Genomic DNA, 26,127 nt, shown 5'->3' on the forward strand with positions numbered 1-26,127 from the left:
GCTTCGCTCCGTCCGGGATGACCCGCGTTTCGACGAAAACGCAGCAGGCTCTAGGGTCGTCTGCCGGGTGTGGATCGGTCTCGGCTCGATATCCGCGGCATCATTGAAATCGCTGGCGCGCAGACCGGGGTACACGCCGTAAGGCTTTATCGCCTGCGTGGTGACAGCGCCGCCGGACGGCCGGGGCGCTGGGTTCCTTCTCAATCGAGCAAGACTGCGCCGGAATTCCGCTCGGGGTCGATATCCGCGACAAGCCTGCCCGCCGGGGCGGCTGCGGGGCCGCCTTTTCGGCTCAGCCAGCGCCCGGAGCCCGGATCGGCCCGCAGCGCGCCATCGGCCACGATGTCCTCGCCCCGGACGAGGACACGCTCCGGCCAGCCCGTGACGCTGCGGCCGGCGAAGGGCGTGAAGCCGGTTAGGTCATGCATCGCCGCGTCGGTGATCGTGACCGTCTTCTGCGGATCCCAGATCGCGATATCGGCGTCATAGCCCGGCAGAAGCGCGCCCTTGCCCGGCAGGTTGTAGATCGCGGCGGGCGCGGTCGCAGTCAGCTCGACGAAGGCCTCCACCCCCCGCCCGGCGAACTCAGGCCGGCCTTTCGAGACCAGCGCATCGAAGAGCAGCGGCAGCCGTGTCTCCAGCCCAGGCAGGCCATTGGCGATCTGCTTGAAGGTCGGGTTCGGGCCGGCCGAGAGTTTGCCGGTCTCGTCGAAGCGATAGGGCGCATGGTCGGACGAGACCGTCTGAATGTCGCCGAGCGCAAGAGCCTGCCAGAGCGCCTCCTGATCCGCCACCTCGCGCGGCGGCGGCGAGCACATCCACTTCGCGCCTTCCAGCCCGGGCTTGTCGAGATCGTGCCGGGTAAGGAAGAGATATTGGGGGCAGGTCTCGGCGAAGACCTTGAGCCCGCGTCCACGCGCTGCGCGGATCGCCTGCGCGCCCTCGGCGGTCGAGACGTGGAAGATCATGATCGGCTGGTCGAGCAGCTCGGCCGCCGTGATCAGCCGGTTGAAGGCTTCGGCCTCCGAGCCGCGCGGGTGGCTGATCGCATGGTATTTCGGCGCGACATAGCCCTTCTCGACCAGCTTCCTGCCCATCCAGGAGATCATGCCATGGTTCTCGGCGTGGACGCAGATCAGCGCCCGGTTCTGCCGCGCCGTCAGCAGCAGGTCGAGCAGGGGCTCGTCGTCGACCTTGATCAGGTCGTAGGTCATGAAGACCTTGATCGAGGCGTGGCCCTCGCCGATCAGCGCCGGCAGATCCTGCTCGATCGTCTTGCGGTCGGGATTGGCGACGATGAGGTGGAAGGCGTAGTCGATCAGCGCGCCGCGCCGGGCGAGCGCCGCATAGTCGTCGACGACCTGCCTGAGATCGAGGCCGCGATGCTGGGCGGCGAAGGAGATCAGCGTGGTGTTGCCGCCGAAGGCCGCCGAGGCCGTGGCGCTCTCGAAGGTGTCGGCGTTGAGCAGCCCGCCGGCCGAGACCTGCTCGACATGGGCGTGGGTGTCGATGCCGCCCGGCAGGACGAGCCTGTCGCTGGCGTCGATCTCGCGGGCGCCTTGCGCGAGGCCGAGGCCCAGCGCGGCGATCTTGCCGTCCTTGACCGCGACATCGGCCCGGAAGCTGCCGGTCGCGGAGCCGACAGTGCCGCCCCGAATGACCAGATCATAGGTTGTCGTCATGCTGCTTGCCTCTCGCATTCCACGGCCAGTTTGATCCTTGTCGAGCTCTCGTCCCGAGGAGCCGTGTAGCGGCGTCCCGAAGGATGGTCGAGATGGTCCCGGAGCCTCCTGAAACATCCTTCGAGACGCATTTCGCAACTGATTCTTAGGATGAGGTTTCGTGGGCAGGCCCTTCTCAACGCACCATAATCGCGCCGATCGCCATCGCGACCGCGGCCTGGGTCGGGTCGATGACGGGGATGCCCAGCGCATCCTCCAGCGGCCTGCGGTGGCGCGCCATGCCGGCGCAGCCCATGACGATGGTGCCGGCGCCGTCCTCGTCCCGAAGCTCGCGCCCGATCGCGATCATGCGCTGCAGCGTGCCTTCGCCCGAGGCGCTTTCCGCGACCGACATTTCGAGCGGTCGTTCGCCCGCCAGCCGGTCCATCTGTCCGATCTGCCTGAGATAGCGGATGTGGCGCGGGATGGAGCGCGACTTGATCGCGATGACGCCGAAGCGGTCCGCCCGCGTCAGCGCCGTCAGCACGCCGCATTCCGCGATGCCGAAGACCGGGCTCGCCGTGCCCTCGCGCGCGACGTGAAGACCGGGATCGGAATAGCAGGCGATGACGAAGGCATCGATGTCGTTGGCGGCTTCGATCCGGCGGCGCAGGGGCAGGGTGACGCTCTCGACATGCTCTTGCGTCTCGATGCCGGCAGGACCCTCTCTGAGCGTCTCGCAGACGATCTCCGGCCCCTCCGCGAAGGTGAGCGGCACAAGCGCCTGCCGCAGCCCTTCCGTGACCGCTTCGTTCGAATTGGGGTTGATGACGAGGATGCGGGGGCGGCGGCTCATGGGCGAAGTCCTGAAAAGAATGACTCGGTACCTGCTGATTTTGCATCAAACCACGCAGTCATCCCGGGCTTGGCCCGGGATCCATCCCTGAGCCCTTCCGATGGAGGCTGAGGCATGGATCCCGGCTGTTCGTCTCGCTCCGGCCGGGATGACCCGCGTTTCCGATCAAAAGCTGCATGGTCCAGGTTTCAACATGGCACCGCTCGCCCGTTCAGGCGACCTCTCTCGCCACCCAATCGGCCAGGATCGTGCAGGCGGCGAGGAAGTCGTCGATCTCCATCGCTTCCTGCGGATTGTGGCTGCCGTGCTCGTTGCGCACGAACAGCATGGCGATAGGCACGCCGGCCGCGGCGAAGGCGGCCGAATCATGGGAGGCCGGGCTGCCGAGCGGCATCGTCGCGATGCCCTGGCGCGCCGCCGCCGCCTCGAGCCCGGAGACGATGGCGGGGTCGACCGGCCCGACGGCGGCGCTGGCGCGCGCGCCGAGTTCGAAGATCACGTGCCGGCGCGCCTCGATCTCGCGGACAGCCGCCGGCATCCTCGCCTCGACACGCTCCAGCACGGCGGAATCATAGGCGCGCACGTCGAGGCTGAAGGCGAAGCTGCCGGGAACCGTGGTCAGGCCATGAACGGCGGGGTCGGTGTGGAAGCGACCGAGCGTGACGGCCATCGGGAAGCCCGCCTCTTCCTCTTCCTGCCAGAGTCGGTCGATCATCACGGCGAATTCGGCGCCGGCCATGGCGGCGTCGCGGCGGAAGCGGCGCGGCGTGCCGACATGGTCGTGCCGCCCGATGATGCGCGCATCCGGATAACGGAAATTGCCGGGCACGCCGGTGCAGATCGCGACCGGCAGCCCGGATTCGACCAGGCTCGGCGCCTGCTCGATATGGACTTCGAGGAAGGCCCGGATCGCAGCCGGATCGAGATGGCGCTGGCGCCGGCGGATCGCTGCGGAATCGCCGCCGCTGGCGTCGATGCTCGCCGCGAGCACGCGGCCGTCATCGATGCGCCGCGCCTCCAGCGCGCCGTCCGGCAGCGTCCCGAGCGCCGAGCGGCTGCCGATATAGGAGACCTGGAACCAGACACTCTCCTCGGCCCGCACACCCATCGCGGTGACGTCGCAGCGCGGCTTAATGCCGAGCGCGCGCAGGGTCTCGATGACGACGAGCCCGGCGATGACGCCTGCCGCGCCGTCGAAATTGCCGCCATGCGGCACGCTGTCGAGATGCGAGCCCATCAGGATGCGCGGGGAGGCGGCATCGCGGCCCGGCAATGTGACATAGCTGTTGGCAGCGAAGTCATGCGAGACGACGAGGCCGCGGTCCTTGCCGTGCTCTGCCAGCAGCCGGTGGCCGAAATCTTCGCCCGCGCCATAGGTGTCGCGCGTGATGCCGGGCTCGTCACGGCTGCCGGCCGCCAGCCGGTCGAAGAGGGTCTTCGCCCAGTCGCGCTGGGCGGCGACGGCCTCGGCGATCGCCGTGTCGGCGCGGGGCGTCTGGACGGTTGCGGTCATGGTCGTCGTCGATCCGGTCGGTTGAGCCTGCGTCCGGCCGGGATCGATGATCCGCGGTGGACGCGATGTCGCTGCCGGCAGGCGGCCCTGAAACCTTGGGCCAGCCTGCGCGGCCGTACAATGGCGTCGCCTATGCGGAATTTCGGGGTGACATTCGCGTGTTGAATACCGCGGGAGCACTCAGGCTTGGCCGAGTTTGGCGGCCGTTTCGGCGGCAACGAGCCTGACTTCGCGCAGAAAGGCCTCGGCGGCGCGCGAGATCGGGCGCTTGCGCGAGCGGACGGCCGAGGCGATCACCTCGGAGGCCGGAACGAAGGGGCGGATCGCCAGCTCGTAATGCCCACAGAAGACCGGGGAGAGAGGGTCGACGACGGCGACGCCGACACCGCTTTCCGCGAGAACGCAGGCCGTGTTGCAATAGCGGACCTCGACGGAAAACTTGAACGGCACGTCGGCCTGGGCAAAGGCCTTGCGGACGATCGTGCCCATGCGGGTGCCCTGTTCTAGGGCGATATAAGGCACCGCGCGCAGATCCTCCGGGGTGATTGCGGCTTTCGCGGCCAGCGGATGGTCTGGGCGCATGACGCACACCATGTTCCCGGCGAAGAACGTTTCGGAATCGAGACCCCGATCATCGTCCAGGCCCATGACAAAGCCGAGCTCCGCCGTGCCGTTCTCGACGCTCTCGACGACGTTCTCGAAGCGCCGCACATCGAAGGAAACCCGCACCTTCGGGCGCTTGGCGAGGTAGTTGCGCAGCGCCGACGGGATGACGCCATAGCCCAGCGGCGGCGTGGCGATGATGCGGATATGGCCGGCGCGATTCTCCTTGATGTCCTGCAGCTTTGCCTCGAAGGCGGCATGCAGGCTGAAGATCGGGTCCGAATCCTTGTAGAGCATGCGTGCTTCGGCCGTCGGGAACAGCCGGTTGTTGACGCGCTCGAACAGCGGGAAGCCGACCTGGCTTTCGAGATGCTTGATCGCGTTGCTGACCGCCGGCTGCGACAGGCCGAGTTCATGCGCCGCGCGAACCGTCGTCTCGCAGCGGACGACGGCGCGCAGAAGCTCGATCTGGCGAAGGTTCATATGCCCGCTCCGAATAGAGTGGCCCCACTCTATTCGCTCCGCAAATCATATGCCAGCTTCAGGCCCAGCGCAGGCTCGGCGGAGCAAGCTCGTCCATGGAGCGCCCGGCCCAGTCTAGCGACGAGGCCTTGGCGAGCGCGCGCCGCTGCGCGGCTTCGAGCCCCTCGGAGGCCGCCGGGTAGTCCATGGTCACGACCTTGCCATCGGCGACGATCTGCTTGCCCTGCACGAAGACATGGGCGACGGCGCGGTCGGCTGCGGCGTTGACGAGGCTCTTCAGCGGGTCGCGGGTCGGGCGCATCATCGGGTGGGTCAGGTCGACCATGACGAGGTCTGCCTGGGCGCCCGTCGCCAGCCGGCCGATATCGTCCCGCCCGAGCAGCTTCGCCCCGCCCAGCGTCGCAGCGCGGAAGACCTGTCCCGTCGTCACCACCGCATGGCTTTCGCCGGTGATGCGCGCATAGACGCCGGCATGGCGCAATTCCTCCAGCATGTTGTGCGGGAAGCTGTCGGTGCCGATGCCGATATTGACCCCGGCCTTCAGATAGCGGCCGAGGTCGCGCAGCGTGAAACCGCGCCGGCCGAAGACGGTTGGGCAATGGGCCACCGAGGTGCCGGTCTCGGCGAGGCGCGCGAGATCAGTGCAGGTCGGCCAGCGCACCCAGGGATGGTCGTCGAGGAAGATGGCATGGGCAATCGAGGCGTTCGGCGCGAGGAAGCCGACGCTGTCCAGCCACTGGATCGGCGAAAGCCCGCTGCGGCGGACCATCTCGTGGAACTCGCTGATCGACTGGCCCGCATGGGTCTGGATCGGAATCTTGCGCTCGGCGGCGGCGGCGATCGAGGCGCGGAACAGCTCTTCCGTACAGGTGTCGATCTGGGCGGGGCAGGCGAGGCCGGATAGCCGGCCGGATTCATGGGCGAGGGCGGCGTCGATGACCTTGAAGGCCTCCTCCATCGCCTTGCGGCCGGCGGCATCGTCGAGCTCGTATTCGACGGTGTAGCCGTTGCGGGTGAACCAGCGGCCATTGCGGTACATCGGCGCCATCACCATGCGCAGGCCGCTTGCCGCGGCGCGGTCGAGCCAGCCATCGCTCGGGAAGGAGAGGTCGACCAGCGTGGTGACGCCGGACATCAGCAATTCCGACCAGGCGACATGGTTGAGATGCGGAATGCCCTCCGCATCGGCGCGGAACAGCCAGAGGAATTCATAGAGCGAGGAGTTGTAGAGCTTCGGCGTGCCGACCTCGTCGGTCATGCCCTTGTTGCCGGGCTCGCTCGACGGGTGGGAGTGGATATCGACCAGGCCCGGCATGACCATGAAGCCCTTGCCGTCGATCTCGCGCGCCACCTCGCCGGCGAAGCCCTCGCCGAGATGAAGGATGCCGCTTGCGTCGAAGACGACGTCGAGATTGCGCCGATAGACATGGTCGTCTGCGGCCGGGTCATAGGCGATGACGATGTCGGCGTTGCGGATGCGGGTGGTCATGGCTGGGTCTCGCTGCGATGGGAAGGCGGGGAGGGCGTCATGCCCGGGCTTGACCCGGGCATCTCGTGACGCGGAGGTTCGGGCGCCTCTCCCGGTTCGAGATTCTCGGGTCGAGCCCGAGAATGACGGCGGTTGCCCGTAAGTGGGCGCGCAGTGTCGCTCAGCCGTTCGCAGCCTTTTCCTGCGCGAGGAAGTGCTCGGCGATCTCCTTGCCCGTTGCAATCCAGACATCGCCATAGCCGCGGGCGCGCGCCAGGAAGTCGCGCATGATGCCGATCCGCATCGGCCGCCCCGAGACCTGCGGGTGCATCACCATGGAGACGAGCCCGCCCCATTCGCGCGTCTGGTCGAGCTCGTCGTTCCAGATCGAAAGCACGTGCTCCTTCGGGAACATCGGGCGCGGCGAGAAGCGCTGCGACAGGCCATAGAGCCAGTCGTCGAACGACATGTTGACCGGCAGCTCGACGGGCCCCTTCGAGCCGTCGCGAAGCTTGTGGCGGTAGGGGCGGATGTCGTCGCGGAAGGAGGAGGAATAGACGATGCCCTTGTCGCGGAGATAGCCGAGCAGCTCGTCGTAGTTCTCGCCCGAAGGCGCGCGGTAGCCGATCGGCGTCACCCCGAGGATGCGCTTGAAGATATCGAGCGTCTTGTCGATCTCCTCCTTGTCGGCGGTGAAGTCGTCGGGGTCCGGCCGCTTGTGCGAATAGCCGTGATGGCCGACCTCGTGACCGTCCTTGACGATGGCCTCGCACATCCCAGGATGCACCTCGACCACCCAGCCGGGGATAAAGAAGGTCGCCTTGATCTCGACCGAGCGGAGATGGTCGAGGATCTTCGGAATGCCAACCCGCTCCTCGTAGCCGCCGAAGGACAGCGTCACCAGCCGGTCGGTGTTCTTGGCGTCGTATTGCAACCAGGCGGTCTCGGCATCGACGTCGAAGGCCGGGAACACCGCGCACCGGTGTCCGGCCGGCCAGGGATAGTCCGGGGCCGGGTCGGCGGGGTTGGCGATGCGGTGGGGGAAGTCGGTGAGCATGGGCGTTCGTCTTTCGCTGGAAAGTGCCCGGCCTGCGGAGCCGGGCTCAACGGAGGCGGTCAGTTCTTGGCTTCGCTGTTGATCATGAGCTTGTCGACCTTGGCGTCGCCCAGCTCCCACTTCTTCAGCACGGCGGCATAGCTGCCGTCGGCGAGCATCTCGGTGAAGGCCTTGGCGACGGCGTCGCGCAGTTCGGTATCCTTCTTGGCGAAGGCCAGGCCCTGGTAGACGGTGGTGAACGGCGTCCCCAGGATGGCGTAAGTGCCGGGCTCCTGATTCATCAGATAGGGCAGGGTCTCGCTGCCATGCACGGCGGCATCGAGGCGCGTTTGCCGGAGCTGGGTGCGCGCGTCGGCCGAGCCTTCCGTGCCGACGATCTGGAGCGCGGGCTTGCCCTTCGCTTCGCAGTTTTCCTTGCTCCAGCCCTCCATCTCCTTGGGAAAGGAGGTGCGGCGGCTGGCGCCGACCTTCTTGCCGCAGAGGGCGGCGAGGTCCTTGAACTCGTCCTTGCGGTCGGCATTGGTGTAGAACTGCGCGCCCGACGCCAGATAATCGACGAAATCCAGCGTCTCGCGCCGCCCCGGCAGATCGCTCATGCCCGACAGGATCATGTCCACGCGGCCGGTGGTCAGCGCCGAAACCATTTGCTCGAAGCTGATCTCCTCCCATTTGACGGCGATGCCGAGCTTCTTGCAGAGCGCTTCGCCGAGATCGATGTCGAGGCCGGTCAGCTTCGAGGTCTTGGGGTCCTTGAATTCCAGCGGCGGATAGTTCGGCACGTTGGCGACGACGAGCGCCTTCTTTTCCAGGATTCGGGCTGGCAGGCTCTGGGCCTGGGCGAGGCCGGCGGCAGCCCAGAACGCTATGGCCGAAAGGCCGAGCAGGATGGATTTCGACATGGTTTTCCCCTTTTTATCGTCAGTGTCTGACGGCATTGATGAAGGTGCGGGTGCGCGGCTCCTTCGGATCGACCAGCACTGCGCGTGGATCACCGAGTTCGACGATCTGGCCCTGGTCCATGAAGGCGACGCGATGGCCGACATCGCGTGCGAAGCCGAGTTCGTGCGTCACGCAGATCATGGTCATCCCGCTTTCCGCGAGATCGCGCATCACCTTCAGCACTTCCGAGACCAGCTCGGGATCCAGCGCCGAAGTCGGCTCGTCGAAGAGCAGGAGCTCCGGACGCATCGCGAGCGACCGCGCGATGGCGACGCGCTGCTGCTGGCCGCCGGAAAGCTGGGAGGGGTAGGCGTCGCGCTTGTCCGAGAGCCCGACCCGCTCGAGCAGCGCGAGCGCACGCTCCGTCGCGTCCCTGGCGGGCTCTCCGAGCACCTGCACCGGCCCCTCGACGATGTTCTGCAGGGCGGTCAGATGCGGGAACAGATTGAAGCGCTGGAACACCATGCCGATCGAGCGGCGCTGGCGGGCGATCGCGGCGTCGTCGAGCTCGTAGAGCTTGTTGCCCTCGCGGTGGTAGCCAACACGCTCGCCCGAGACCCAGAGCGCGCCGCCATCGATGCGTTCGAGCTGGTTGATGCAGCGCAGGAAGGTGCTCTTGCCCGAGCCTGACGGGCCGATGATGCAGAGCACCTCGCCTTTCGGAATGGCGAGGTCGATGCCTTTCAGGACCTTGAGCTGCCCGAAATGCTTCTCGACCTTCTGGGCGAGGACGAGCGGGGCGCCGGCGGCGAGATGGTCGGGGTCGATCGTCCTGACATTGGGGAGGGCGGCTTGAGCGAGGATGTCGGTCATCGCGCCACTCCTCAGCGTCGCGCCGGGGCGGCGACGCCGCGGGCATAATAGGCCTCGGTCCGACCCTGGATCAGGCTGAGGACGGTGACGACGATCACGTACCAGATCGCGGCGACGATCAGCAGTTCGATCACGCGCGAATTGGCGTAGTAGATGTTCTGTGCGCTGTGCAGGATTTCGGCGAACTGGATCACGCTCGCCAGCGAGGTGAGCTTCACCATGCCGATGAACTCGTTGCCGATGGGCGGCACGATCACGCGCATGGCCTGCGGCATGATGATCCGCCGCAGCAGCTTCAGACGCGTCATGCCCAGGGTTTGCGCCGCTTCGTATTGGCCGTTGTCGACGGAGAGCAGGCCGGCGCGCACCACTTCCGCGGTGAAGGCGCCTTGCTGGATGCCGAGGCCGAGGAGCGCCGCGACGAAGGGCGTCATCACCTCGACGGTTTTGAACGAGAACAGGCCGGGTATGCCGATGGTCGGGAAGATCAAAGCGAGATTGAACCAGAGCAGCAGCTGCAGAAGCGCCGGCACGGCCCGGAAGAACCAGATATAGCCGACCGCCGTCTTCGACAACACGGGATTGGCGGACAGCCGCATGATCGCGAAGACGACGCCGAGCGTGACGCCGAGGAACATCGCCAGGATCGCCATCACGATCGTATTGACGAGACCTTTCATGATGGCTTCGACCGTCAGGAACTCGGCGACGTAGCTCCACTCGATCTGCCCGACCGCGAAGGCGCGCACGATCGCGGCCAGCGCCAGGCAGACGATCGCCGCGCCGACGATCCGCCCGAAGTGCCGGCGGGGGACGATGATGAGGTTGTCGGATTCTGCGATCATCTTGCCTCGATGGCTTCAGGTCGTCGGGGGAGCATGAGGGATAGGCGCAGGCTTGCCGCGCTTTCGATCCTACCGAAGGGGAACCGGCATAGGACGCGGTTCCGCCGCGCGCGCTTATGATTTATCCCGCTGCGGTATTCGCGTGCCTTATACGCAGACGTCGTTGTCGGTCGCCCCGGTGCGCGAGGCCGGACCGTCCTCGCAAGCGAGCACCTCCGGCCTGCGCAAGCGAGGCAGCCTGACGGCTTTCATCGGCCGGGCATTACTGCCCGGCGTCGACGGTCGGTTCCGGAAGGCTCTGCCGCTCGAGGCCGAACTTCTTCAGGGCCTGCTGGTAGCTGCCGTTCTTCATGACCGTCGAGGTTGCCTTGGCGACGGCATCGCGCAGCTCGGTGTTCTTCTTGTCGAAGGCGAGGCCGAAGAGCGTCTTGTTCAGCGGTTCGCCGACGAAGGCATAGGTGTTGGGCTCATCCGCCATGAGATAGGCGACGTATTCCGGGCCGAGCACGGCGGCGTCGAGCCGGCCCTGCTTGAGTTCGAGTCGGGTCGCCGTGGCGCCGGCCGTGCCGTTGACGGTGATCGCCGGCTTGCCGGCCCCGGCGCAGTTCTTCTCGCTCCAGGCGGCAGTGACCGGCATGTAGCTCGTGGTGCGGGGCGCGCCGACCGTCTTGCCGCACAGATCGGCATTGCTCTTCAGCACGCCGGCCTTGGTCGCCAGCGCGAAGGGCTGCGCGCCGGTGGCGAGGTAGTCGACGAAGGTCAGCTTGTCGCGGCGAGACGGCAGGTCGCTGATCGCGGTGCCGATCATGTCGATGCGGCCGGTCGTCAGCGAGGTCATGAGCTGCTCGAAGCTCATTTCCTCCCATTTGACGGGGATGCCGAGTTCCTTGGCGATCGCGTTGACGAGCTCGACGTTGAAGCCGACGCGCTCGTTGGTCTTCGGATCCTTGTAGGCCATGGGCGGGTAGGTGGTTTCGATGCCGACCGCGATATGCCCGGCGGATTTGAGCGAGGCGGGCAGCGGGACGCTGCCCTGCTGGGCGGCGGCCGGCGTCATTGCCGTCAGGCTGAGCGTCAGGGCGAATGCGGCTGTCGGGAGATATCGTCGGGCTGCGATTTTGGCGGTCATTGTTGTTCCCCGTTTTGTCGCTGACGAGATCGCGGGCGCCCCAAGGGCAGCCACGCTCGACAGGCGGGCGCCTTTCGATCGACGCCGCAGCGATCTTAGCGGGCAGGTTTCGGAACGGGGCGCCCGCGCGCTATGATTTATCTCCGGCCGCTATTCGGCGCGCTTATATGCGCGGGGGATTCAAGGCCATCCCATGTGCTGGCCGGCCTGCCGTAGCGGGATCGAAGTAAGCGAGGACTTCTGCGGCGCAGTCTTCAATTCGGCGGAGTTATGGAGAGGCCGAAAAACTGATAGCCGACGGAATTGCCTTTGGGGCCGCCGTAGTGTCTCTGAATTCGTCGTGCGTCGACGAAGGGGACCATAATGAAATTTGTCTTGAAGGCTGTGTTTGCCGCAACCGCAATCGTATTGGCGTCGGGAGCCCAGGCTCAGACGTTGAAGACGGTGAAGGCGCGGGGCGTCCTGAGCTGCGGCATCGGCACCGGGCTCGCCGGCTTCGGCCTCGCCGACGCAGGTGGAACCTGGCGCGGTGTCAATATCGAGTTCTGCCATTCGATTGCGGCTGCGATCTTCGGCGATCCGGCGAAGGTGAAGTTCGTTTCGTTGTCCTCGAAGGACCGCTTCACGGCGCTGCAGGCGGGCGAAAGCGACCTCGTCTCGGCGACGACGACATGGACCATGTCGCGCGACGTCCAGGTCGGCCTGAATTTCCGCACGGTGTTCTACTATGATGGCCAGGGCTTCATGGTGAAGAAGTCCACGGGCATCAAATCCGCCAAGGAACTCAGCGGTGCCTCGATCTGCATTCAGCAGGGCACGACCACCGAGCTCAACACCGCGGATTACTTCCGCAAGAACAACATGAAGTTCGAGCCGGTGACCTTCGCCACCAACAACGAGGCGACGGAGGCATACGAGGCCGGCCGTTGCGACGCCTTCACCACCGACCAGTCGGGCCTCTATTCCGAGCGCCTGCGCTTCAAGGATCCGTCGGAGCACGTCGTGTTGCCGGAGACGATTTCCAAGGAGCCGCTCGGCTACGCCGTGCGCCACGGGGACGACCAGTGGTTCGACATCGTCTCCTGGGCGCAGTACGCGCTCGTGACAGCCGAGGAACTGGGCGTCACTCAGGCCAATATCGACGAGATGCGCGAGAAGTCAGACAACCCCGACATCAGGCGCCTGCTCGGCAAGGAAGGCGCCTTCGGCCAGTCGCTCGGGCTCGATAACGACTGGGCCTACCGCATCATCAAGACCGCCGGAAACTACGGCGAGATCTTCGAGCGCAATCTCGGGCAGCAGTCGCCGCTGAAGATCGCGCGCGGACAAAATGCGCTCTGGACGAATGGCGGCCTGCAATACGCGCCGCCGATCCGCTAGGCGAGCGCCGGCAGCTGCGCGTCGCGCGATCGACGTGCCGCTTTCCAAAAGATGGGCCCGGCCGCACTGCGGCTGGGCCTTTTTGCTCAAGCCTGTTTCACACCAGGGACAGCAGGGCTGGTCTCGCTGAGGGGCCCGCAGCTGATGCGTCAAAGTGGTTGTCGGCCGGCAAGCGGCCCGGACGCTCACTCGAAAAGGGCATGCGCCTCGGGCGTGTATCGAGACAGTTTCTCGCGATCGATCACGACCCCCAGCCCCGGCAGGTCCGGTATGGTCAGCCAACCCTCCTCATCGAGCGCGAAGGGCTCGGCCAGGATGCCGTCGACATAGGGGCTGCCGCCGATGAACTCCACGAGGTCGGCATCGGGGAAGGCGGAGGCCATCTGCAGATCCGCGGCCAGGCCGAGCGCCGTATTCCAGCCATGGCCGACATATCGGATGCCGAGATCGTAGGCCATCCAGGCGATGCGGCGCTGTTCCGAGATGCCGCCGACCTTGGTGACATCCGGCTGGACGATGTCGACTGCGCCGGTGGTCAGCCAGGGGATGAAGCTCTGGCGCCGGGTCAGCACCTCGCAGCCGGCGATCGGCACGGGGGAGGATCGGCGCAATTCGCGGTAGTCGTCGATCGCATCGGGCCTGACCGGCTCCTCGAACCATCCGACCTCGTAGTCGGCCAGCATCTCAGCCGTGCGCTTGGCCCATTTCAGCCCGTGTGGCCACAGCGCGTCGCTGGCGCCGGCGTCGACGAAGAGCTTGGCGCGCTCGCCTGCGGCCTCGCGCGCGGCGCGCACGATCGCCTCGTCCAGCTTGACGTCGAGCGCGCGGCCAAATGGGCCCCAGCCGATCTTGAACGCCGTGAAACCTTTGTCGCGAAAGCCGGCGACCACATCCCTCATCGCATCAGGTTCCTCCATCAGGAGCGAGCAATAAGGCTGCACGCGTTCGCGATAGCGGCCGCCGAGCAACCGTCCGACGCTGAGTCCGGTGGCCTGGCCGAGGATATCCCAGAGCGCGATATCGATGCCGCTGATCGTGTGGGTCAGCGTGCCGCCGCGGCCCATCCAGAAGGTGTTCTGATGCAGCTTCTCGCTGACGAAATCGGGGGACAGCGCATCGGCTCCAATGAAGAGCGGCTCCAGCACCTTGAGCGCGGCCTGCACGAGGCGTCCGTCCGTGAAGACGCTGCCACAGCCGATGAGCCCCTGATCCGTGTGGACGGCGATCAGCGCGTGAATTGAATCCTCCGGCCGGATTTCCGCCGACCAACCCCCTTTCGGGCTTTCCCCGAAGAGAGGCGCCGCCTCGATGCGGGTGATCCGGAAAGGCGGCAGCCCCGGCCGGCTCCGCGCGCGCGTCTGCTGGATGGCCTGATCGGTCACTATGCGTCCCTTTCCCTGCGGCGCTGCGCGACGATGGCCTCGTAGTCCATCGCGTGGTTCATGACGGTGATGTGGTCATCGAGCGTGCGTGCGATCTCTTCGATGTCGCCGGCTTCGAAGGCGGCGAGCAGATCGACATGCTCCTCGACGACGCCGGCCATCGGCTTTCCGAAAGTCGCGAGGCCGAAGATGATCGTGCATTGCGGCGCGAGCGTCTCCCACAAATCGAGCGTGACGCTGTTGCCGCCGAGCTGGCAGAGAGCGCGGTGGAAGCGGGTATCGGCGACCGCAACGCCATAAGCGCTGCCGCGAGCCGCCATCAGCTCCATCTCGGAGACCGCGCTGCGCAGCTCATCGAGATGGCTACCGCGGTTTCGGCCTGCGGTGACGGCGCGCGCCGTTGCGCTGGCTTCCAGCGCGATGCGGGCCTCGATCAGGTCCGCGACGCGCTCGTTCGTGACCGGGCGCAGGCGGATGCCCTTATAGGCTTCGCTGACCACGACGCCCTGGCTTTCCAGCAGGCGCAGCGCCTCGCGCACCGGCACACGGCTCACCCCTAGTTTCCGGGCGAGCTCGACCTCGACGATGCGGTCGCCCGGCAGGATCAGTCCTGCGGCCGCGCCCGCTATGATCGCCTCGATCGCATGATCGACGAGGGTCTGGGGCTGGAGCGGCTGCCAGTCCGGGCTGGGAGGTCCAGCCCTTTCGATCGCCTCGGCGCGCTCGCCAGTCTCCGTCATTCAGGCCTCGCTCGACTCTCGCTTGACACTTTGTATGATCGTATACAATCCTACAAACACAAGGGCAAGGAGGGGTTGGCCATGACGTCCGAGAGTCGGGTGCGCTGTGACATCGACTTCGAGGCATCGGGGCGACAGGCCGGCTATCTGCGCGCGCCGCTTTCCCGCAACACCTCTGGTTGGGGAACAGTCGAAATTCCTCTCGTCAGCGTGAAAAATGGCACCGGCCCCACGATCCTGTTCACCGGCGGGGTCCATGGCGACGAGTATGAGGGGCAGATCGCCATCTCTCGCCTCGCGCGCAGCCTCGATCCGGCCTCGGTTCAGGGGCGCGTCATCATGATTCCCGCCCTCAACATGCCCGCGGTGATGAACGACACGCGGCTCTCGCCCGTCGACAATCGCGATCTGAACCGCTGCTTTCCGGGCAACCCGAAGGGCACTTTCTCGGAGATGTTGGCCCATTTCGTCGATGCGGTGCTGCTGCCGCTGGTCGATGTCTCGGTCGATCTGCATACGGCAGGTCATTCCGGCGATTCCGCACTCTCGACCAACATGCATTATGTCGACGATGCCAGTTTGCGGGAGCGCACCATGGCGGCGGCTGCGGCGTTCGGCGCGCCCTACAATGTCGTTTTCTGGGGCGTCGACGAGGGCGCAACCCTGACCTCCTCGGTCGAGCGGCGCGGCATTCTTTCGCTCGGGACCGAACTCGGCGGCTGGGGCCGCGTCAATGTCGAGGGCGTGCGCATCGCCGACCGGGCCTTGACCAACATCCTCAAGCATTTCGGGCTGATGGAGGGCACGCCGGATACCCGCCAGCGCGACGGCTCTCCCGAAACCCGCCACATGATGGTGCGCGATGCGTCCGGCTACTCGTTCTCGCCGGCAGGCGGCTTGTTCGAGCCGCGCAACGTCGTCGGCGACGTCTGCCGCGCGGGAGAGCTCGCCGGATCCCTGCATTTCGTCGAGGATGTCGACCGCTCGCCCCTCGAGGTCCGCTACCGCCGCGACGGCGTGCTGTGGATGTCGGCGGGACCAGGTCGCGTGCAGCGCGGCGATGTCGTCGCCGTGCTGATGGAGGATTACGACGCGCGGCGAGCCGCAGCCTGACTGTCTTCGTGCCTGACCATCAATCCGCAGGGGAGAAGAACATGGCAAAGCACATCATCCTCGGCGCCGCTGTCGCGGTCGCCATTGCCCTGGGAGGGGCGCCGGCCGCGATGGCCCAGCGCAAGGGTGGCGACGTCGTCGTCGGCATCAGCCAGGCGCCACCCTCGCTCGATGCGCAGATCACTTCGGCGCAGGCCTCCCGGAACATCACGCTCCACATCTTCGAGACGCTCTACGCCCGCGACGAGAACGCCAAGCCCGTGCCCGAGCTGGCCGAGGGCGTCACGGTCTCGGCCGACGGCAAGACCTATGTCTTCCCGATCCGCAAGGACGTGACCTTCCACAACGGCAAGAAGCTCGATGCCGGCGACGTGGTGGCCTCGCTCGAACGCTATCGCAAGATCGGAGCCTCGCCAGCCCTCGTCGCTGCCATTGATGCGGTCAAGGCGAGTGGCGAGCACGAGGTCACGGTCACGCTGAAGCAGCCGCAATCGACCTTCCTCGACAACCTGTCATCGCCGCGTGCGCCGATCGCGATCTATCCGGCGAGCGAGGCTGCCAAGGAGGCCGGCAAGATCGAGATCGTCGGCACCGGCCCCTACAAATTCGTCGAGTACAAGCCGGACAGCCACGTCAAGCTGACGCGCTATGACGGCTATGCGCCCAATCCGAAGGGAACCGGCCGCGACGGCTTCGCCGGCAGGAAGGAAGCCTTCCTGGACACGGTGACCTTCCGCTTCATGCCGGAGGGCGGAGCGCGGACGGCGGCGCTCGAAGCCGGCCAGATCCAGTTCAACGAGACCGTCGACGGCCCGACGGCGAAGCGCCTCGGCACCGATAACCGCTTCACCATCCACAAGGTGATGCCGTTCGGCCTGCAGGTCATCAAGTTCAACCAGGCTCAAGCACCGGCCAATGACGTGAACTTCCGGCTCGCCGTCCAGGCGGCGCTGGACATGGAGGAGATCATGGCGATCTCCTACGCCGACATCTATCAGCTCGATCCGAGCTGGCTCTATCCCGGCTCCGCCTTTTACGGGACGGCCGGCAGCGACAAGTACAACAAGGCCGATCTGAAGCTCGCCAAGGAACTGCTCGGCAAGTCCTCCTACAAGGGCGGCAAGGTCACCTTCATCGTCGACAACCTGCGCGCCAATGTCGACACCGCGACGGTGGTGCAGCAGCGGCTCAAGGAGATCGGCGTCGATGTCGACATCGCCGTCTCCGACTGGCCGACGGTCTCGAAGATCGGCTTCACGCCGACAGGCTGGACGTTCTGGACCCACGGCTTCGGCATCGAGCCCTTCGAAGGACCCGGATCGGTGATGGCGCCCTGGGTCAACGGCCTCTCGCAGCAGGCGAAGGACCCGGAGATCGACCGCATCGCCGCCGCCTTCAACGCCGAGCTGGACGAAGCCAGGCGCAAGGCACTCTACGTCGCCTTCCAGAAACATATGTACGACGCTGCAGTCGCCATGAAGGCCGGCAATTACGGCGTCTTCCAGGCCTCGACGGCCAAGCTCAAGAACTTCAAGCCCTATCGCATCCCCCGCATGTGGGGCGTCTGGCTGGAGCCCTGAGCGCGCGTGGTCGATGCCAGCCGTCATAGGCATCGGCCGTCGCCTCAACTGCGGCGTCATCCCGGACAAGCCGCGAAGCGGCGCCGATCCGGGATCCATGCCTGAACCTTCATCGGAAGCGTTCCGGAATGGATTCCGGGTCTCCCGGAGCCTGTCATCGGGCCGACGAAGGTGGGTCCCGGTGGGTCGCCCGGGATGACCCGCACTTGTCAAAATGAAGCGCCAACGCTCGGAAGGAGGGCGGCATGGGAAGTTTTCTGATCCGCCGACTCGCGGGCGCCTTCGTCGTGCTCGCGCTGGTATCGCTGATGTCCTTCGCGCTGATCTGGCTGGTGCCGGGCGATCCCGCGGCGGCCTTTCTCGACGCCTCGGCAACACCGCAGCAGATCGCCACGCTGCGCAGCGCGCTCGGGCTCGACCTGTCGCTGCCCCAGCAGATGCTGGGCTGGTACGGCCGCATTTTGAGCGGCGACCTCGGCCAGTCGATCCTGCTGAACCGCTCGGTGAGCGCCGCCCTGATCGAGAGGCTGCCGGTCACGCTCTCGCTGGCGGCATTGGCGCTCGCCTTCGCCGTGCTCTTCGGTGTCGCTGCCGGAATCATCGCGGCCGTCAACCACAACCGCTGGCCCGATCAGGCGGTGATGACCACGGCTTTGCTGGGTCTTTCCGTGCCGGATTTCTGGCTCGGTCTCGTAATGGTCCTGGTCTTCGCGGTTTCGCTGGGATGGCTGCCGAGCGGCGGCTTCACACCCTTCATGGAATCGCCGGGAGTTTGGCTGCGTGGCATGATCCTGCCGGCCCTGACGCTAGGCCTCGTCCAGGTCGGCTTCATCGCCCGGATGGCGCGCGCGTCCATGCTCGACACGCTCGGGCAAGACTATGTACGGACAGCCGATGCCAAGGGCCTGGCGAAGCTCGACGTCGTCCTGCGGCATGCCCTGCCCAATGCCATGATCCCGATCCTGACCGTCATCGGCATCGTCTCCGGCGCATTGCTGGGCGGCGCGGTCATCGTCGAGCAGGTCTTCTCGATCCCGGGGATCGGCCGCCTGATCGTCGGTGCGATCGCGTCCCGCGATTTCCCCGTGCTGCAAGGCGGGCTGCTTTTCCTCGCCGTCGTCTATCTCGCGATCAATCTTGTGGTCGACATCCTCTACGCCGTGGTCGATCCCCGGGTGAGGCTGTCGTGACGCAGGGCATGCCGCTCGCCGGCCGCGCCGTCTGGGGACGCCTGCTGCGCAACCGTTCTTTCGTGATCGGGGCCGTGCTCGTGCTGGCCATGGTCTCGGTCGCGCTGCTCGCCGGCCTGCTGTCGCCGTTCGATCCTCTGCGCAGCAATATTCGCGCCCGGCTCGTGGCGCCGGACGCCGTCCACTGGTTCGGCACCGACCATTTCGGGCGCGACATCCTTTCGCGCGTCATGGTCGGGGCGCGCATCTCGCTCGCCATTGGCGCCTTCACCGTCGTGGTGGCCGGCATCGCGGGCACGCTCAGCGGCGCGGTCGCCGGCTTCTTCTACCGTCTCGACCAGCCGATCATGCGCGTGATGGACGCGTTGATGGCTTTCCCCTCGATCGTGCTCGCCATGGTCGTCTCGGCGGTGCTCGGCGCTTCGCTGAACAATGTCGTGATCGCGCTCGCTATCGCGACGACGCCGCACACGGCCCGCATCGTGCGCGCTTCCGTGCTGCTGGAGCGGGAGCAGGAATACGTGTCCGCCGCCCGCTCGATCGGCCTCGGCGAATGGACCATTCTGTTCAAGCATGTGCTTCGCAATGCGGCCGGCCCGCTGATCGTGCGGCTGACCTATGTCTTCGCCATTGCGATCCTCGCCGAGGCGGCGCTGTCCTTCGTCGGCGCCGGTCCGCCGCCCCCGGCAGCCTCTTTCGGCTCGATCATCGCCCAAGGCCGCGACTTCATGCGCGAAGCGCCCTGGATCACGGTGTTTCCCGGCCTCGCGATCATCGTCTGCGTGCTCGGCCTCAACCTCCTCGGCGACGGCTTGCGCGACGTGCTCGACCCTCGCCTGAAATTCTGACCCGCCGGAGCCGCCCGATGAAGCGCATCCTGATCGCCGACTGCAAGCAGGAGATCTCCTCCTTCAATCCGCTGCCGTCGCATTACGAGAATTTCCTGATCGGCCATGGCGAGGGGCTCTACGACCAGCGCGGCAAGAACCAGGAACTCGGCGGCGCACTCGCGGTCTTCGATGCCCGGCCCGATATCGAGATCGTGCCGACGATCTGCGCCCGTGCCGGCAGTGCCGGGCTGCTCTCGGCCGAAGGCTGGAAGAAGCTGTCCGAGGAGATTCTGGCCGCGATCTCCGCAAAGCTTGACGGCATCGACGGCATCTATGTCTCGCTGCATGGCGCGATGGGTGCCGATGGCGAACTCGACCCGGAAGGCTACCTGCTGGAGAAGCTGCGCGAGCGGGTCGGCCCGGACATGCCGATCGTCATCTCGCTCGACCTGCACGGCATCCTTACCGACCGCATGCTGCGCAACGTCGACGGCTTCGCGATCTACTGGACCTATCCGCATGTCGATTTCGCCGATACCGGCCGGCGCGCCGCCGAACTGCTGCTGAAGCTGATGGATGGCGGGATCAAACCCGTCGCCGCCCGCGTGGTCATTCCCGCGTTGGTACGCGGCGACGAGCTCATCACCAAGACCGGCTGCTATGGCGAGCTCCTCGCCGAATGCCGCCGGCTGGAGGAGGAGGGGCGGGCGCTCGCGTCCGGCATCATGATCGGCAACCCCTTCACCGACGTGCCGGAACTGTGCTCGCAGGTGCTCGTCCTCACCGATGGCGACAGGGAGACGGCCGAGCGCGAGGCCATCCGGCTGGCCGAGGAATTCTGGCCGCTGCGCTTTCGCATGCAGGGCAAGCTCGTGCCTGTTGACCGCGCCATCGGCCAGGCACGCAGCATCGACGGCCCCGTGATCTTCACCGATGCCGCCGATGCGAACTCGTCCGGCGCCTCCGGCGACAGCAATGCGATCCTGGCCGCGCTTCGAGACGCTGGCTACGGCAAGCGCGTGCTGGCCCAGATCATCGATGCGCCGGCGGCCGCAGCTGCCCACGAAGCCGGCGTCGGAGTGACCGTGACGCTCACCCTCGGTGGCACGATCGATCCCGCCCGCTTCCCGCCGATGCCGGTGACCGCGACGGTCAAGCTGCTCTCGGACGGAGAGGCATCGCTGGAGACGATGAAGGCGCCTCTCCGGGCTGGGCCGACCGCCGTGCTGACCTACGACAACGTCACCGTCGTCGTGATGAGCCGCTCCGTCAGCCTGTTCGACCGCGCCATGTACTACGCCAACGGGCTCGACCCGGCCGATTTCGACCTGATCGTGGTGAAGTCGCCCCACACCGAGTTCCACATGTACGACCAGTGGTGCGCGCGGAACTTCAACGTCGACGCTCCCGGCGCAACCTCCGCGAACCTGAAGAGCCTCGGCCATCGCATCTGCGCCCGCCCGGTCTATCCGCTCGACGAGAACGTCTCCTTCGCGCCGCGCGCGACGATCTACGAACTGTGAGGAGCAAGCCTGTGCCCAGCATCGAAGCCGTAGACTTCTTCTACCTCGCCATGCCCGTGGTCACCGACGAGGCCGACGGAAGCCAGGATGCGCTGCTCGTGCGGGTGGCGGCGGGAGGCCATATCGGTTGGGGCGAATGCGAGGCAGCGCCGCTGCCTTCCATCGCTGCCTTCATCTGCCCCATGTCCCATGGCGTCTGCCGGCCGGTGGCGGATTCCGTGCTGGGCCAACCGCTGGAGAGCCCCGCGGACATTGCGCGCATCGCTGCGGCGGTGGCCTACAACTCGATGGACCTGCTGCAGGCGCCCCATACCTTCTCGGGCGTCGAAATGGCCTTATGGGATATCCTCGGCAAGATGCGTTCCCAGCCGGTCTGGCGCCTGCTCGGCTACGGCAAGAGTACCCCCAAGACGCCCTATGCCTCCGTCCTCTTCGGCGACAGCCCGCAGGAGACGCTCGAACGCGCCCGCGACGCCAGGAAACGAAGCTTCCGCGCCGCGAAGTTCGGCTGGGGCCCGATCGGCCGCGGCAGTGTCGAGGCCGATGCCGAGCATTTCGTGGCGGCGCGCGAGGGGCTCGGAGAGGATGGCATTCTACTGGTCGACACCGGCCAGATATTCATTGAGGACGTCGAGCGCGCGGCGGCGAGGCTGCCCGCCATGGAGAAGGCCCATGTGCTCTGGTTCGAGGAGCCCTTCCACGCCAGCGCGTTGGAGGCCTACGGGGCTCTCGCCAAGCGCAGCCGAAAAGTGCGTCTTGCCGGCGGCGAAGGGGCTCATAACGAATCCATGGCCAAGCAGCTGATCGACTATGGCGGCATCGGCTACATCCAGATCGATTGCGGCCGGATCGGGGGCATCGGCCCGTCGAAGGCGGTTGCCGATTATGCGGTGGCGAAGGGCGTGACCTTCGTCAATCACACCTTCACCTCGCATCTGGCGCTGTCGGCCTCGCTGCAGCCCTATGCCGGTCTCGCCGACCATGAAATCTGCGAGTATCCGGCCATGCCGAAGCCGCTCGCAACGGCGATCACGGCCAGCCCCATCGGGCGCGACACGCTGGGCAGGGTCGCAGCACCGGATGCTCCGGGTCTCGGAATTGAGGTCGATACCGCGGCGCTTCGCAGCTATCTTCAGGATGTTGAAATCGTGGTCGCAGGAGAGCGGCTTTATAGTACTCCTTCTCTCTGAAGGGCATACGGAACAGCCCCATCTGCGAGAAGCCTGATGACGACCTCCTCCTGCCCGCCGATAGATGACGCCGACTGGCCGGAAGCGATTGCCGGGATGAAGGGCGGTTTCGCCGGAGCGCTCAACGTCTATCGCACCATGGCGCACCATCCCGAGCTGCTGAAGGCCTGGGCGCCGCTGCGCCAGCATGTCGTCAAGGACAGCGCTCTCGGCCCGGTGCGCTCGGAGCTGGTGATTTTGCGCGCGGCGCATCGCATGGGCTCGCCCTATGAGTGGGCGCATCACGTCAGCCGTTCGCGGGTGCTCGGGATGAGCGACGAGCGCATCATCGCGATGCGTGGCATGCCGGAAGGCGAGGATGGGCTGATCGCGCGCGCCGTCGACGCTCTGTTCGACGACCGTCGCCTGTCGCCCGCCCTCGAAGCCGAACTGGCCGCCGCCCTCGGCCGCAAGGCCGTCTTCGACCTGATCGCGACGGTCGGGTTCTATTCGGTCCTCGGCTATATACTGATGACCTACGACACGCCGATCGACACTGCCGTCGCGGCGGAGATGGCCGAGCGGCCGCTCGCGGAAGCAGGCCCGCCTAAGAGCGACTGAGCGGGCTCGTTCGTCTAAGATCCCATCGGCCTCCACGCGTCGTCGTCGCCGAGTTCCGCCAGCGCCAAACAGAACGCGGCCTGCATCGCCGCATGGGTGAGAGCATCGGGCGCAAGCTCCCCGAACTCGCAATGCAATACCGACGTGCTGCCGCTTCTGGCCACCCCGACGAACACCCGCCCGATGGGATTGCCGTCCTCGTCCGACGCCGATCACGCGGTCCCCGTGGCGATCGACGTTGTGCAGAACGGCACGAAAACGTCGCCGTAAACCGGGAACTCCGATCCAGGGCGGGGGTTCATTGCGGACAGCGCCTTTTCCGAAGGAGCCACCATGTCGGCGCAATCAAAGCGGGGAAGCTCTCCGGGCATTCGCGACGAAGCCGAGAACAACCGTTTCGTGATGACGGTTCCGGGCGGGGAAGCCTTCGCTACCTACAGGCGCATCGATGACTATCTGGTCGTCTCGCATACCGAGGTTCCGCAGACATTGCGCGGCCGCGGTGTCGGCTCGGAGCTGGCTCGGGCGCTGTTCGAGCCTGCCCGGGATCGTGGCGAGCGGATCGTCCCCGCGTGTTCCTTCATTGCCGACTGGGCGAGGCGGCATCCCGAGTATCAGGACGTTCTCGACGGCCGGAGGGAGCTGGCGCGATGATCGATCATGTCTCCGTGGGAAGCAACGATCTGCCCAGAGCGCGGGCCTTCTACGACGCGGTGCTGGCCGAGCTTGGGCTGCGTCTCCTGAGCAGCACCGGCCGTTCGGCGGATTATGGCGTCAGCGGCATCCTGTTCAGCATCGAGGCGCCGGTCGACGGCAACCGCGCTTCCGGCGGGAACGGAACCCATATCGCATTCTCGGCCGGCAGCCGGGACGTGGTCGACGGCTTCTACCGGGCTGCCTTAGCCCGTGGCGGCGCCGATGCAGGCCCGCCGGGCCTTCGTCCCTAATATGACGCCCATTATTACGGCGCATTCGTCTTCGATCCCGATGGCAACAAGATCGAAGCCGTCACCCGCTCATCCAGGTGAACCCACTCACTCAGTGAAGGAGGACGACATGCCTGCAAAATCCGCAGCCCAGCAGAAGGCCGCCGGCGCCGCGCTCGCGGCAAAGCGTGGCGATATGAAGAAGAGCGAGCTCAAGGGCGCTTCCAAATCGATGGAAAAATCGATGAGCGAGAGCGAGCTCGACAAGATGGCTTCGACGAAGCGCAAGGGAAAGCCCGAGCACAAGGCCAAGCATTGACATCATCGCGGCGATGGATCTGAAGAGGTCGGGAGGTCGCCACCAACCTCCGGACGAGGGCGCGTTTCAGTACGCGCTTCCGCGCCGGCGGAATGGCCTCGGTCCCGAGGGCTGCGTTTTGTGGCGCCGCCCGTTTCGCTTCCGCACTCGCTTTGCAATGATCGGTGCATGACCTCACCATCGCGCGAAACTGGAATTGCCATCGTTCCTGGCACGGCCTGCGGGCCAATTGTCGTGATGAAGGAGCCCCTGAGTTTCTGGGGCGGCGTCGATGCCTCCACCGGAGTGGTGATCGATGTGCACCACCCTGCACACGGCACTTCGCTCGCCGGTGCGGTCGTGATGATGCCAGGCAGCCGTGGCTCCTGCTCTGGCTCGGGCGTGCTGCTGGAACTGGCGCTTTCAGGCCGGGCCCCCGCCGCGCTGATCTTCGCCGATCCCGAGGACACGCTGACACTTGGGGCCATCGTCGCGGCGGAGATGTTCGGACGCCGCATTCCGGTGATGCGCCTCTCGGACGACGCGTTTGGCAGGCTCGCATCCGCCGCGGAGGCGAAGATCGCGCCGGACGCTATCGTGGCCGATGGCGGACGCGTGCATATCGCTCTTTCGGCGGCGGGACATGCCGAGCTGCGTCTTTCCCCCGACGATCGCCGCTTGCTTGACGGGGCTGAAGGCAGGGCCGCGCAACAGGCGATGCGCATCGTCTGCGCAATGGCGAGCCAGCAGGGCGCGGCCGCGCTCGTCGATGTGACGCGGGCCCATGTCGACGGCTGCATCTATGCCGGCCCGGCCAATCTGGTCTTCGCCGAGAAGATGGAAGAGCTCGGTGCGCGCGTTCGCATCCCGACGACGATGAACGCGATCTCGGTGGACCACGCCAATTGGCGCTGTCAGGGCGTGGCGCCGGCCTTCGGCGAACCTGCCGCGCGCCTGGCCGACGCCTATGTGCGGATGGGGTGCCGCGCGAGCTTCACCTGCGCTCCCTATTCCCTGCCGGATCCGCCCGGCTTCGGCGAAGCGATCGGCTGGTCGGAGTCGAATGCCGTGATCTTCGCCAACTCCGTCTTGGGAGCCCGGACGGCGAAGCATCCCGATTTCCTGGATTTCTGCATCGCCGTCACTGGCCGCGCGCCACTCGCCGGCGCCTTCCTCGATGAGGGAAGGCTTGCTCGGCGAGCGGTGCGGGTGGAGGTGCCGGAAGGGGTGGACGGCTCGGCCTGGCCCTTGATCGGTTATCTCACCGGGCTGGCCTCTCCGGATCGCATTCCGCTGATCAAGGGCCTCGCGAAAACGCGTCCGACGCAGGACGATCTCAAGGCGCTCTGCGCCGCTTTCGGCACGACCTCGGCGGCTTCCATGCTGCATATCGAAGGCATCACGCCGGAGGCGGAAGGCCTTGGAGGTAACCCGGAGGACGAGGTCGTCATTGATAGCGAGGCCCTCGCAGCCGGCTGGCGGAAACTGAATGACGGACCGGCGCGTGTCGATCTTGTCGCCATCGGCAGCCCTCATGCCTCGCTCGAGGAATGCCGAGCCGTCGCCGAACGGCTCGACGGACGTCCTCTCGCCGAGAATCTCTCCCTCATCATCACCGCCGGGCGAGATGTCGTGGCGGTGGCCGAAGCCGAGGGAACGCTGGCAAGGCTCCGGAACAGTGGCGTCGGTGTTATTCCCGATCTCTGCTGGTGCTCGATCACGCGCCCCGTCTTCCCCGAGCTGGCGAAAGTGGTCCTGACCAACTCAGGCAAATACGCCCATTACGGGCCAGGGCTTTCCGGTTGCACCGTCAGGCTCGGGACGCTCGACGACTGCATCGAGGCGGCCGTTACAGGCGCAGCACCAGCCCGGTTGCCGGGTTGGCTTTCTGCCGCGACGATATCAGGGCGGGAGCGTCCCCGGAGCTGAGTATACGGAGGCCGGCTGAGCGAGGCCTCGATATCGCGCAGACCGAGCGGCCACGAACGGGCGGAACAGCTCGGTTTCC

The 26,127-nt window shown here is 66.2% G+C and carries 24 protein-coding genes; 12 read left to right on the forward strand and 12 right to left on the reverse strand.

Annotated features, from left to right (window positions below):
• Positions 1–200 precede the first annotated feature (200 nt).
• The 10 genes from hydA to NWE53_RS04055 all read right to left on the reverse strand — a co-directional run bounded on the left by hydA (position 201) and on the right by NWE53_RS04055 (position 11,367).
• Positions 201–1,682, reverse strand: coding sequence for a dihydropyrimidinase (gene hydA, locus NWE53_RS04010; protein WP_265053085.1), 1,482 nt, complete (start codon positions 1,680–1,682; stop codon positions 201–203).
• Between the two features lie 175 nt (positions 1,683–1,857).
• Positions 1,858–2,517: an aspartate/glutamate racemase family protein gene (locus tag NWE53_RS04015; RefSeq protein WP_265053086.1), complete on the reverse strand. Its 660-nt coding sequence runs from the start codon at positions 2,515–2,517 to the stop codon at positions 1,858–1,860.
• A gap of 211 nt (positions 2,518–2,728) precedes the next feature.
• Entirely contained in the window at positions 2,729–4,030 is a 1,302-nt protein-coding gene (locus NWE53_RS04020; protein WP_265053087.1) for a Zn-dependent hydrolase, read from the reverse strand.
• A 180-nt stretch (positions 4,031–4,210) separates the two neighbouring features.
• Positions 4,211–5,116: a LysR family transcriptional regulator gene (locus tag NWE53_RS04025; RefSeq protein WP_265053088.1), complete on the reverse strand. Its 906-nt coding sequence runs from the start codon at positions 5,114–5,116 to the stop codon at positions 4,211–4,213.
• A gap of 58 nt (positions 5,117–5,174) precedes the next feature.
• Positions 5,175–6,605 (reverse strand): amidohydrolase family protein, encoded by a 1,431-nt coding sequence (locus tag NWE53_RS04030; protein WP_265053089.1) that lies wholly within the window; start codon positions 6,603–6,605, stop codon positions 5,175–5,177.
• Positions 6,606–6,765: 160 nt separating this feature from the next.
• Positions 6,766–7,641, reverse strand: a complete 876-nt coding sequence (locus NWE53_RS04035; RefSeq protein ID WP_265053090.1) for a polysaccharide deacetylase family protein — start codon at positions 7,639–7,641, stop codon at positions 6,766–6,768.
• A 59-nt stretch (positions 7,642–7,700) separates the two neighbouring features.
• Entirely contained in the window at positions 7,701–8,540 is an 840-nt protein-coding gene (locus tag NWE53_RS04040) for an ABC transporter substrate-binding protein (protein ID WP_265053091.1), read from the reverse strand.
• A gap of 19 nt (positions 8,541–8,559) precedes the next feature.
• Positions 8,560–9,393 carry an amino acid ABC transporter ATP-binding protein gene (locus NWE53_RS04045; protein ID WP_265053092.1) on the reverse strand — a complete coding sequence of 278 codons (834 nt, stop codon included), beginning with the start codon at positions 9,391–9,393 and terminating at the stop codon, positions 8,560–8,562.
• An 11-nt stretch (positions 9,394–9,404) separates the two neighbouring features.
• Positions 9,405–10,238 carry an amino acid ABC transporter permease gene (locus NWE53_RS04050; RefSeq protein ID WP_265053093.1) on the reverse strand — a complete coding sequence of 278 codons (834 nt, stop codon included), beginning with the start codon at positions 10,236–10,238 and terminating at the stop codon, positions 9,405–9,407.
• A gap of 262 nt (positions 10,239–10,500) precedes the next feature.
• Positions 10,501–11,367 carry an ABC transporter substrate-binding protein gene (locus NWE53_RS04055; protein ID WP_265053094.1) on the reverse strand — a complete coding sequence of 289 codons (867 nt, stop codon included), beginning with the start codon at positions 11,365–11,367 and terminating at the stop codon, positions 10,501–10,503.
• A gap of 363 nt (positions 11,368–11,730) precedes the next feature.
• Here NWE53_RS04055 and NWE53_RS04060 point away from each other — a divergent pair, with 363 nt between their 5' ends.
• The gene (locus NWE53_RS04060; RefSeq protein ID WP_265053095.1) at positions 11,731–12,747 is read left to right on the forward strand and encodes an amino acid ABC transporter substrate-binding protein; all 1,017 of its coding nucleotides are present in this window, start codon (positions 11,731–11,733) and stop codon (positions 12,745–12,747) included.
• 185 nt (positions 12,748–12,932) lie between these two features.
• Here the strand turns inward: NWE53_RS04060 and NWE53_RS04065 are convergent, their stop codons facing one another.
• Together NWE53_RS04065 and NWE53_RS04070 are read right to left on the reverse strand one after the other, a co-directional pair.
• Positions 12,933–14,129 carry a mandelate racemase/muconate lactonizing enzyme family protein gene (locus NWE53_RS04065; RefSeq protein WP_265053096.1) on the reverse strand — a complete coding sequence of 399 codons (1,197 nt, stop codon included), beginning with the start codon at positions 14,127–14,129 and terminating at the stop codon, positions 12,933–12,935.
• Positions 14,129–14,869: a GntR family transcriptional regulator gene (locus tag NWE53_RS04070; RefSeq protein WP_265053097.1), complete on the reverse strand. Its 741-nt coding sequence runs from the start codon at positions 14,867–14,869 to the stop codon at positions 14,129–14,131. The genes NWE53_RS04065 and NWE53_RS04070 overlap by 1 nt, the downstream gene beginning before the upstream one ends.
• Positions 14,870–14,950: 81 nt before the next feature.
• Here NWE53_RS04070 and NWE53_RS04075 point away from each other — a divergent pair, with 81 nt between their 5' ends.
• The 11 genes from NWE53_RS04075 (at position 14,951) to lhpI (ending at position 26,048) form a co-directional block, all read left to right on the forward strand.
• On the forward strand, positions 14,951–15,982 hold the full coding sequence (locus tag NWE53_RS04075) for a succinylglutamate desuccinylase/aspartoacylase family protein (protein WP_265053098.1): 1,032 nt from the start codon (positions 14,951–14,953) through the stop codon (positions 15,980–15,982).
• A gap of 41 nt (positions 15,983–16,023) precedes the next feature.
• Positions 16,024–17,562 (forward strand): ABC transporter substrate-binding protein, encoded by a 1,539-nt coding sequence (locus NWE53_RS04080; RefSeq protein ID WP_265053099.1) that lies wholly within the window; start codon positions 16,024–16,026, stop codon positions 17,560–17,562.
• 245 nt (positions 17,563–17,807) lie between these two features.
• A complete protein-coding gene (locus NWE53_RS04085) occupies positions 17,808–18,752 on the forward strand; it encodes an ABC transporter permease (protein ID WP_265053100.1) in 945 nt (314 codons plus the stop codon).
• Entirely contained in the window at positions 18,749–19,600 is an 852-nt protein-coding gene (locus tag NWE53_RS04090) for an ABC transporter permease (RefSeq protein ID WP_265053101.1), read from the forward strand. The genes NWE53_RS04085 and NWE53_RS04090 overlap by 4 nt, the downstream gene beginning before the upstream one ends.
• Positions 19,601–19,617: 17 nt before the next feature.
• Complete coding sequence (locus NWE53_RS04095) at positions 19,618–21,105, forward strand: M81 family metallopeptidase (RefSeq protein WP_265053102.1); 1,488 nt, start codon at positions 19,618–19,620, stop codon at positions 21,103–21,105.
• An 11-nt stretch (positions 21,106–21,116) separates the two neighbouring features.
• Positions 21,117–22,295, forward strand: coding sequence for a mandelate racemase/muconate lactonizing enzyme family protein (locus tag NWE53_RS04100; protein ID WP_265053103.1), 1,179 nt, complete (start codon positions 21,117–21,119; stop codon positions 22,293–22,295).
• Positions 22,296–22,331: 36 nt separating this feature from the next.
• Positions 22,332–22,895, forward strand: a complete 564-nt coding sequence (locus NWE53_RS04105) for a carboxymuconolactone decarboxylase family protein (protein WP_265053104.1) — start codon at positions 22,332–22,334, stop codon at positions 22,893–22,895.
• A gap of 333 nt (positions 22,896–23,228) precedes the next feature.
• A complete protein-coding gene (locus tag NWE53_RS04110) occupies positions 23,229–23,549 on the forward strand; it encodes a GNAT family N-acetyltransferase (protein ID WP_265053105.1) in 321 nt (106 codons plus the stop codon).
• Positions 23,546–23,842: a VOC family protein gene (locus tag NWE53_RS04115; RefSeq protein ID WP_442864951.1), complete on the forward strand. Its 297-nt coding sequence runs from the start codon at positions 23,546–23,548 to the stop codon at positions 23,840–23,842. The genes NWE53_RS04110 and NWE53_RS04115 overlap by 4 nt, the downstream gene beginning before the upstream one ends.
• Before the next feature lie 109 nt (positions 23,843–23,951).
• Positions 23,952–24,140, forward strand: coding sequence for a DUF3008 family protein (locus NWE53_RS04120; RefSeq protein ID WP_265053106.1), 189 nt, complete (start codon positions 23,952–23,954; stop codon positions 24,138–24,140).
• A gap of 168 nt (positions 24,141–24,308) precedes the next feature.
• Positions 24,309–26,048, forward strand: coding sequence for a cis-3-hydroxy-L-proline dehydratase (lhpI, locus tag NWE53_RS04125; RefSeq protein WP_442864952.1), 1,740 nt, complete (start codon positions 24,309–24,311; stop codon positions 26,046–26,048).
• Positions 26,049–26,127: the final 79 nt, after the last annotated feature.

This window comes from Bosea sp. NBC_00550, assembly GCF_026020075.1.
GTDB lineage: Bacteria > Pseudomonadota > Alphaproteobacteria > Rhizobiales > Beijerinckiaceae > Allobosea.

Bases quoted from the DNA above. Each gene is read 5' to 3' on its own strand.
- NWE53_RS04105 (WP_265053104.1), top strand. From the start codon at position 22,332: ATGACGACCTCCTCCTGCCCGCCGATAGATGACGCCGACTGGCCGGAA.
- NWE53_RS04040 (WP_265053091.1), bottom strand. From the start codon at position 8,540: ATGTCGAAATCCATCCTGCTCGGCCTTTCGGCCATAGCGTTCTGGGCT.
- lhpI (WP_442864952.1), top strand. From the start codon at position 24,309: ATGACCTCACCATCGCGCGAAACTGGAATTGCCATCGTTCCTGGCACG.
- NWE53_RS04120 (WP_265053106.1), top strand. From the start codon at position 23,952: ATGCCTGCAAAATCCGCAGCCCAGCAGAAGGCCGCCGGCGCCGCGCTC.
- NWE53_RS04110 (WP_265053105.1), top strand. From the start codon at position 23,229: ATGTCGGCGCAATCAAAGCGGGGAAGCTCTCCGGGCATTCGCGACGAA.
- NWE53_RS04080 (WP_265053099.1), top strand. From the start codon at position 16,024: ATGGCAAAGCACATCATCCTCGGCGCCGCTGTCGCGGTCGCCATTGCC.
- NWE53_RS04045 (WP_265053092.1), bottom strand. From the start codon at position 9,393: ATGACCGACATCCTCGCTCAAGCCGCCCTCCCCAATGTCAGGACGATC.
- NWE53_RS04075 (WP_265053098.1), top strand. From the start codon at position 14,951: ATGACGTCCGAGAGTCGGGTGCGCTGTGACATCGACTTCGAGGCATCG.
- NWE53_RS04055 (WP_265053094.1), bottom strand. From the start codon at position 11,367: ATGACCGCCAAAATCGCAGCCCGACGATATCTCCCGACAGCCGCATTC.
- NWE53_RS04070 (WP_265053097.1), bottom strand. From the start codon at position 14,869: ATGACGGAGACTGGCGAGCGCGCCGAGGCGATCGAAAGGGCTGGACCT.
- NWE53_RS04030 (WP_265053089.1), bottom strand. From the start codon at position 6,605: ATGACCACCCGCATCCGCAACGCCGACATCGTCATCGCCTATGACCCG.
- NWE53_RS04035 (WP_265053090.1), bottom strand. From the start codon at position 7,641: ATGCTCACCGACTTCCCCCACCGCATCGCCAACCCCGCCGACCCGGCC.
- hydA (WP_265053085.1), bottom strand. From the start codon at position 1,682: ATGACGACAACCTATGATCTGGTCATTCGGGGCGGCACTGTCGGCTCC.
- NWE53_RS04015 (WP_265053086.1), bottom strand. From the start codon at position 2,517: ATGAGCCGCCGCCCCCGCATCCTCGTCATCAACCCCAATTCGAACGAA.
- NWE53_RS04095 (WP_265053102.1), top strand. From the start codon at position 19,618: ATGAAGCGCATCCTGATCGCCGACTGCAAGCAGGAGATCTCCTCCTTC.
- NWE53_RS04050 (WP_265053093.1), bottom strand. From the start codon at position 10,238: ATGATCGCAGAATCCGACAACCTCATCATCGTCCCCCGCCGGCACTTC.
- NWE53_RS04085 (WP_265053100.1), top strand. From the start codon at position 17,808: ATGGGAAGTTTTCTGATCCGCCGACTCGCGGGCGCCTTCGTCGTGCTC.
- NWE53_RS04025 (WP_265053088.1), bottom strand. From the start codon at position 5,116: ATGAACCTTCGCCAGATCGAGCTTCTGCGCGCCGTCGTCCGCTGCGAG.
- NWE53_RS04060 (WP_265053095.1), top strand. From the start codon at position 11,731: ATGAAATTTGTCTTGAAGGCTGTGTTTGCCGCAACCGCAATCGTATTG.
- NWE53_RS04020 (WP_265053087.1), bottom strand. From the start codon at position 4,030: ATGACCGCAACCGTCCAGACGCCCCGCGCCGACACGGCGATCGCCGAG.
- NWE53_RS04115 (WP_442864951.1), top strand. From the start codon at position 23,546: ATGATCGATCATGTCTCCGTGGGAAGCAACGATCTGCCCAGAGCGCGG.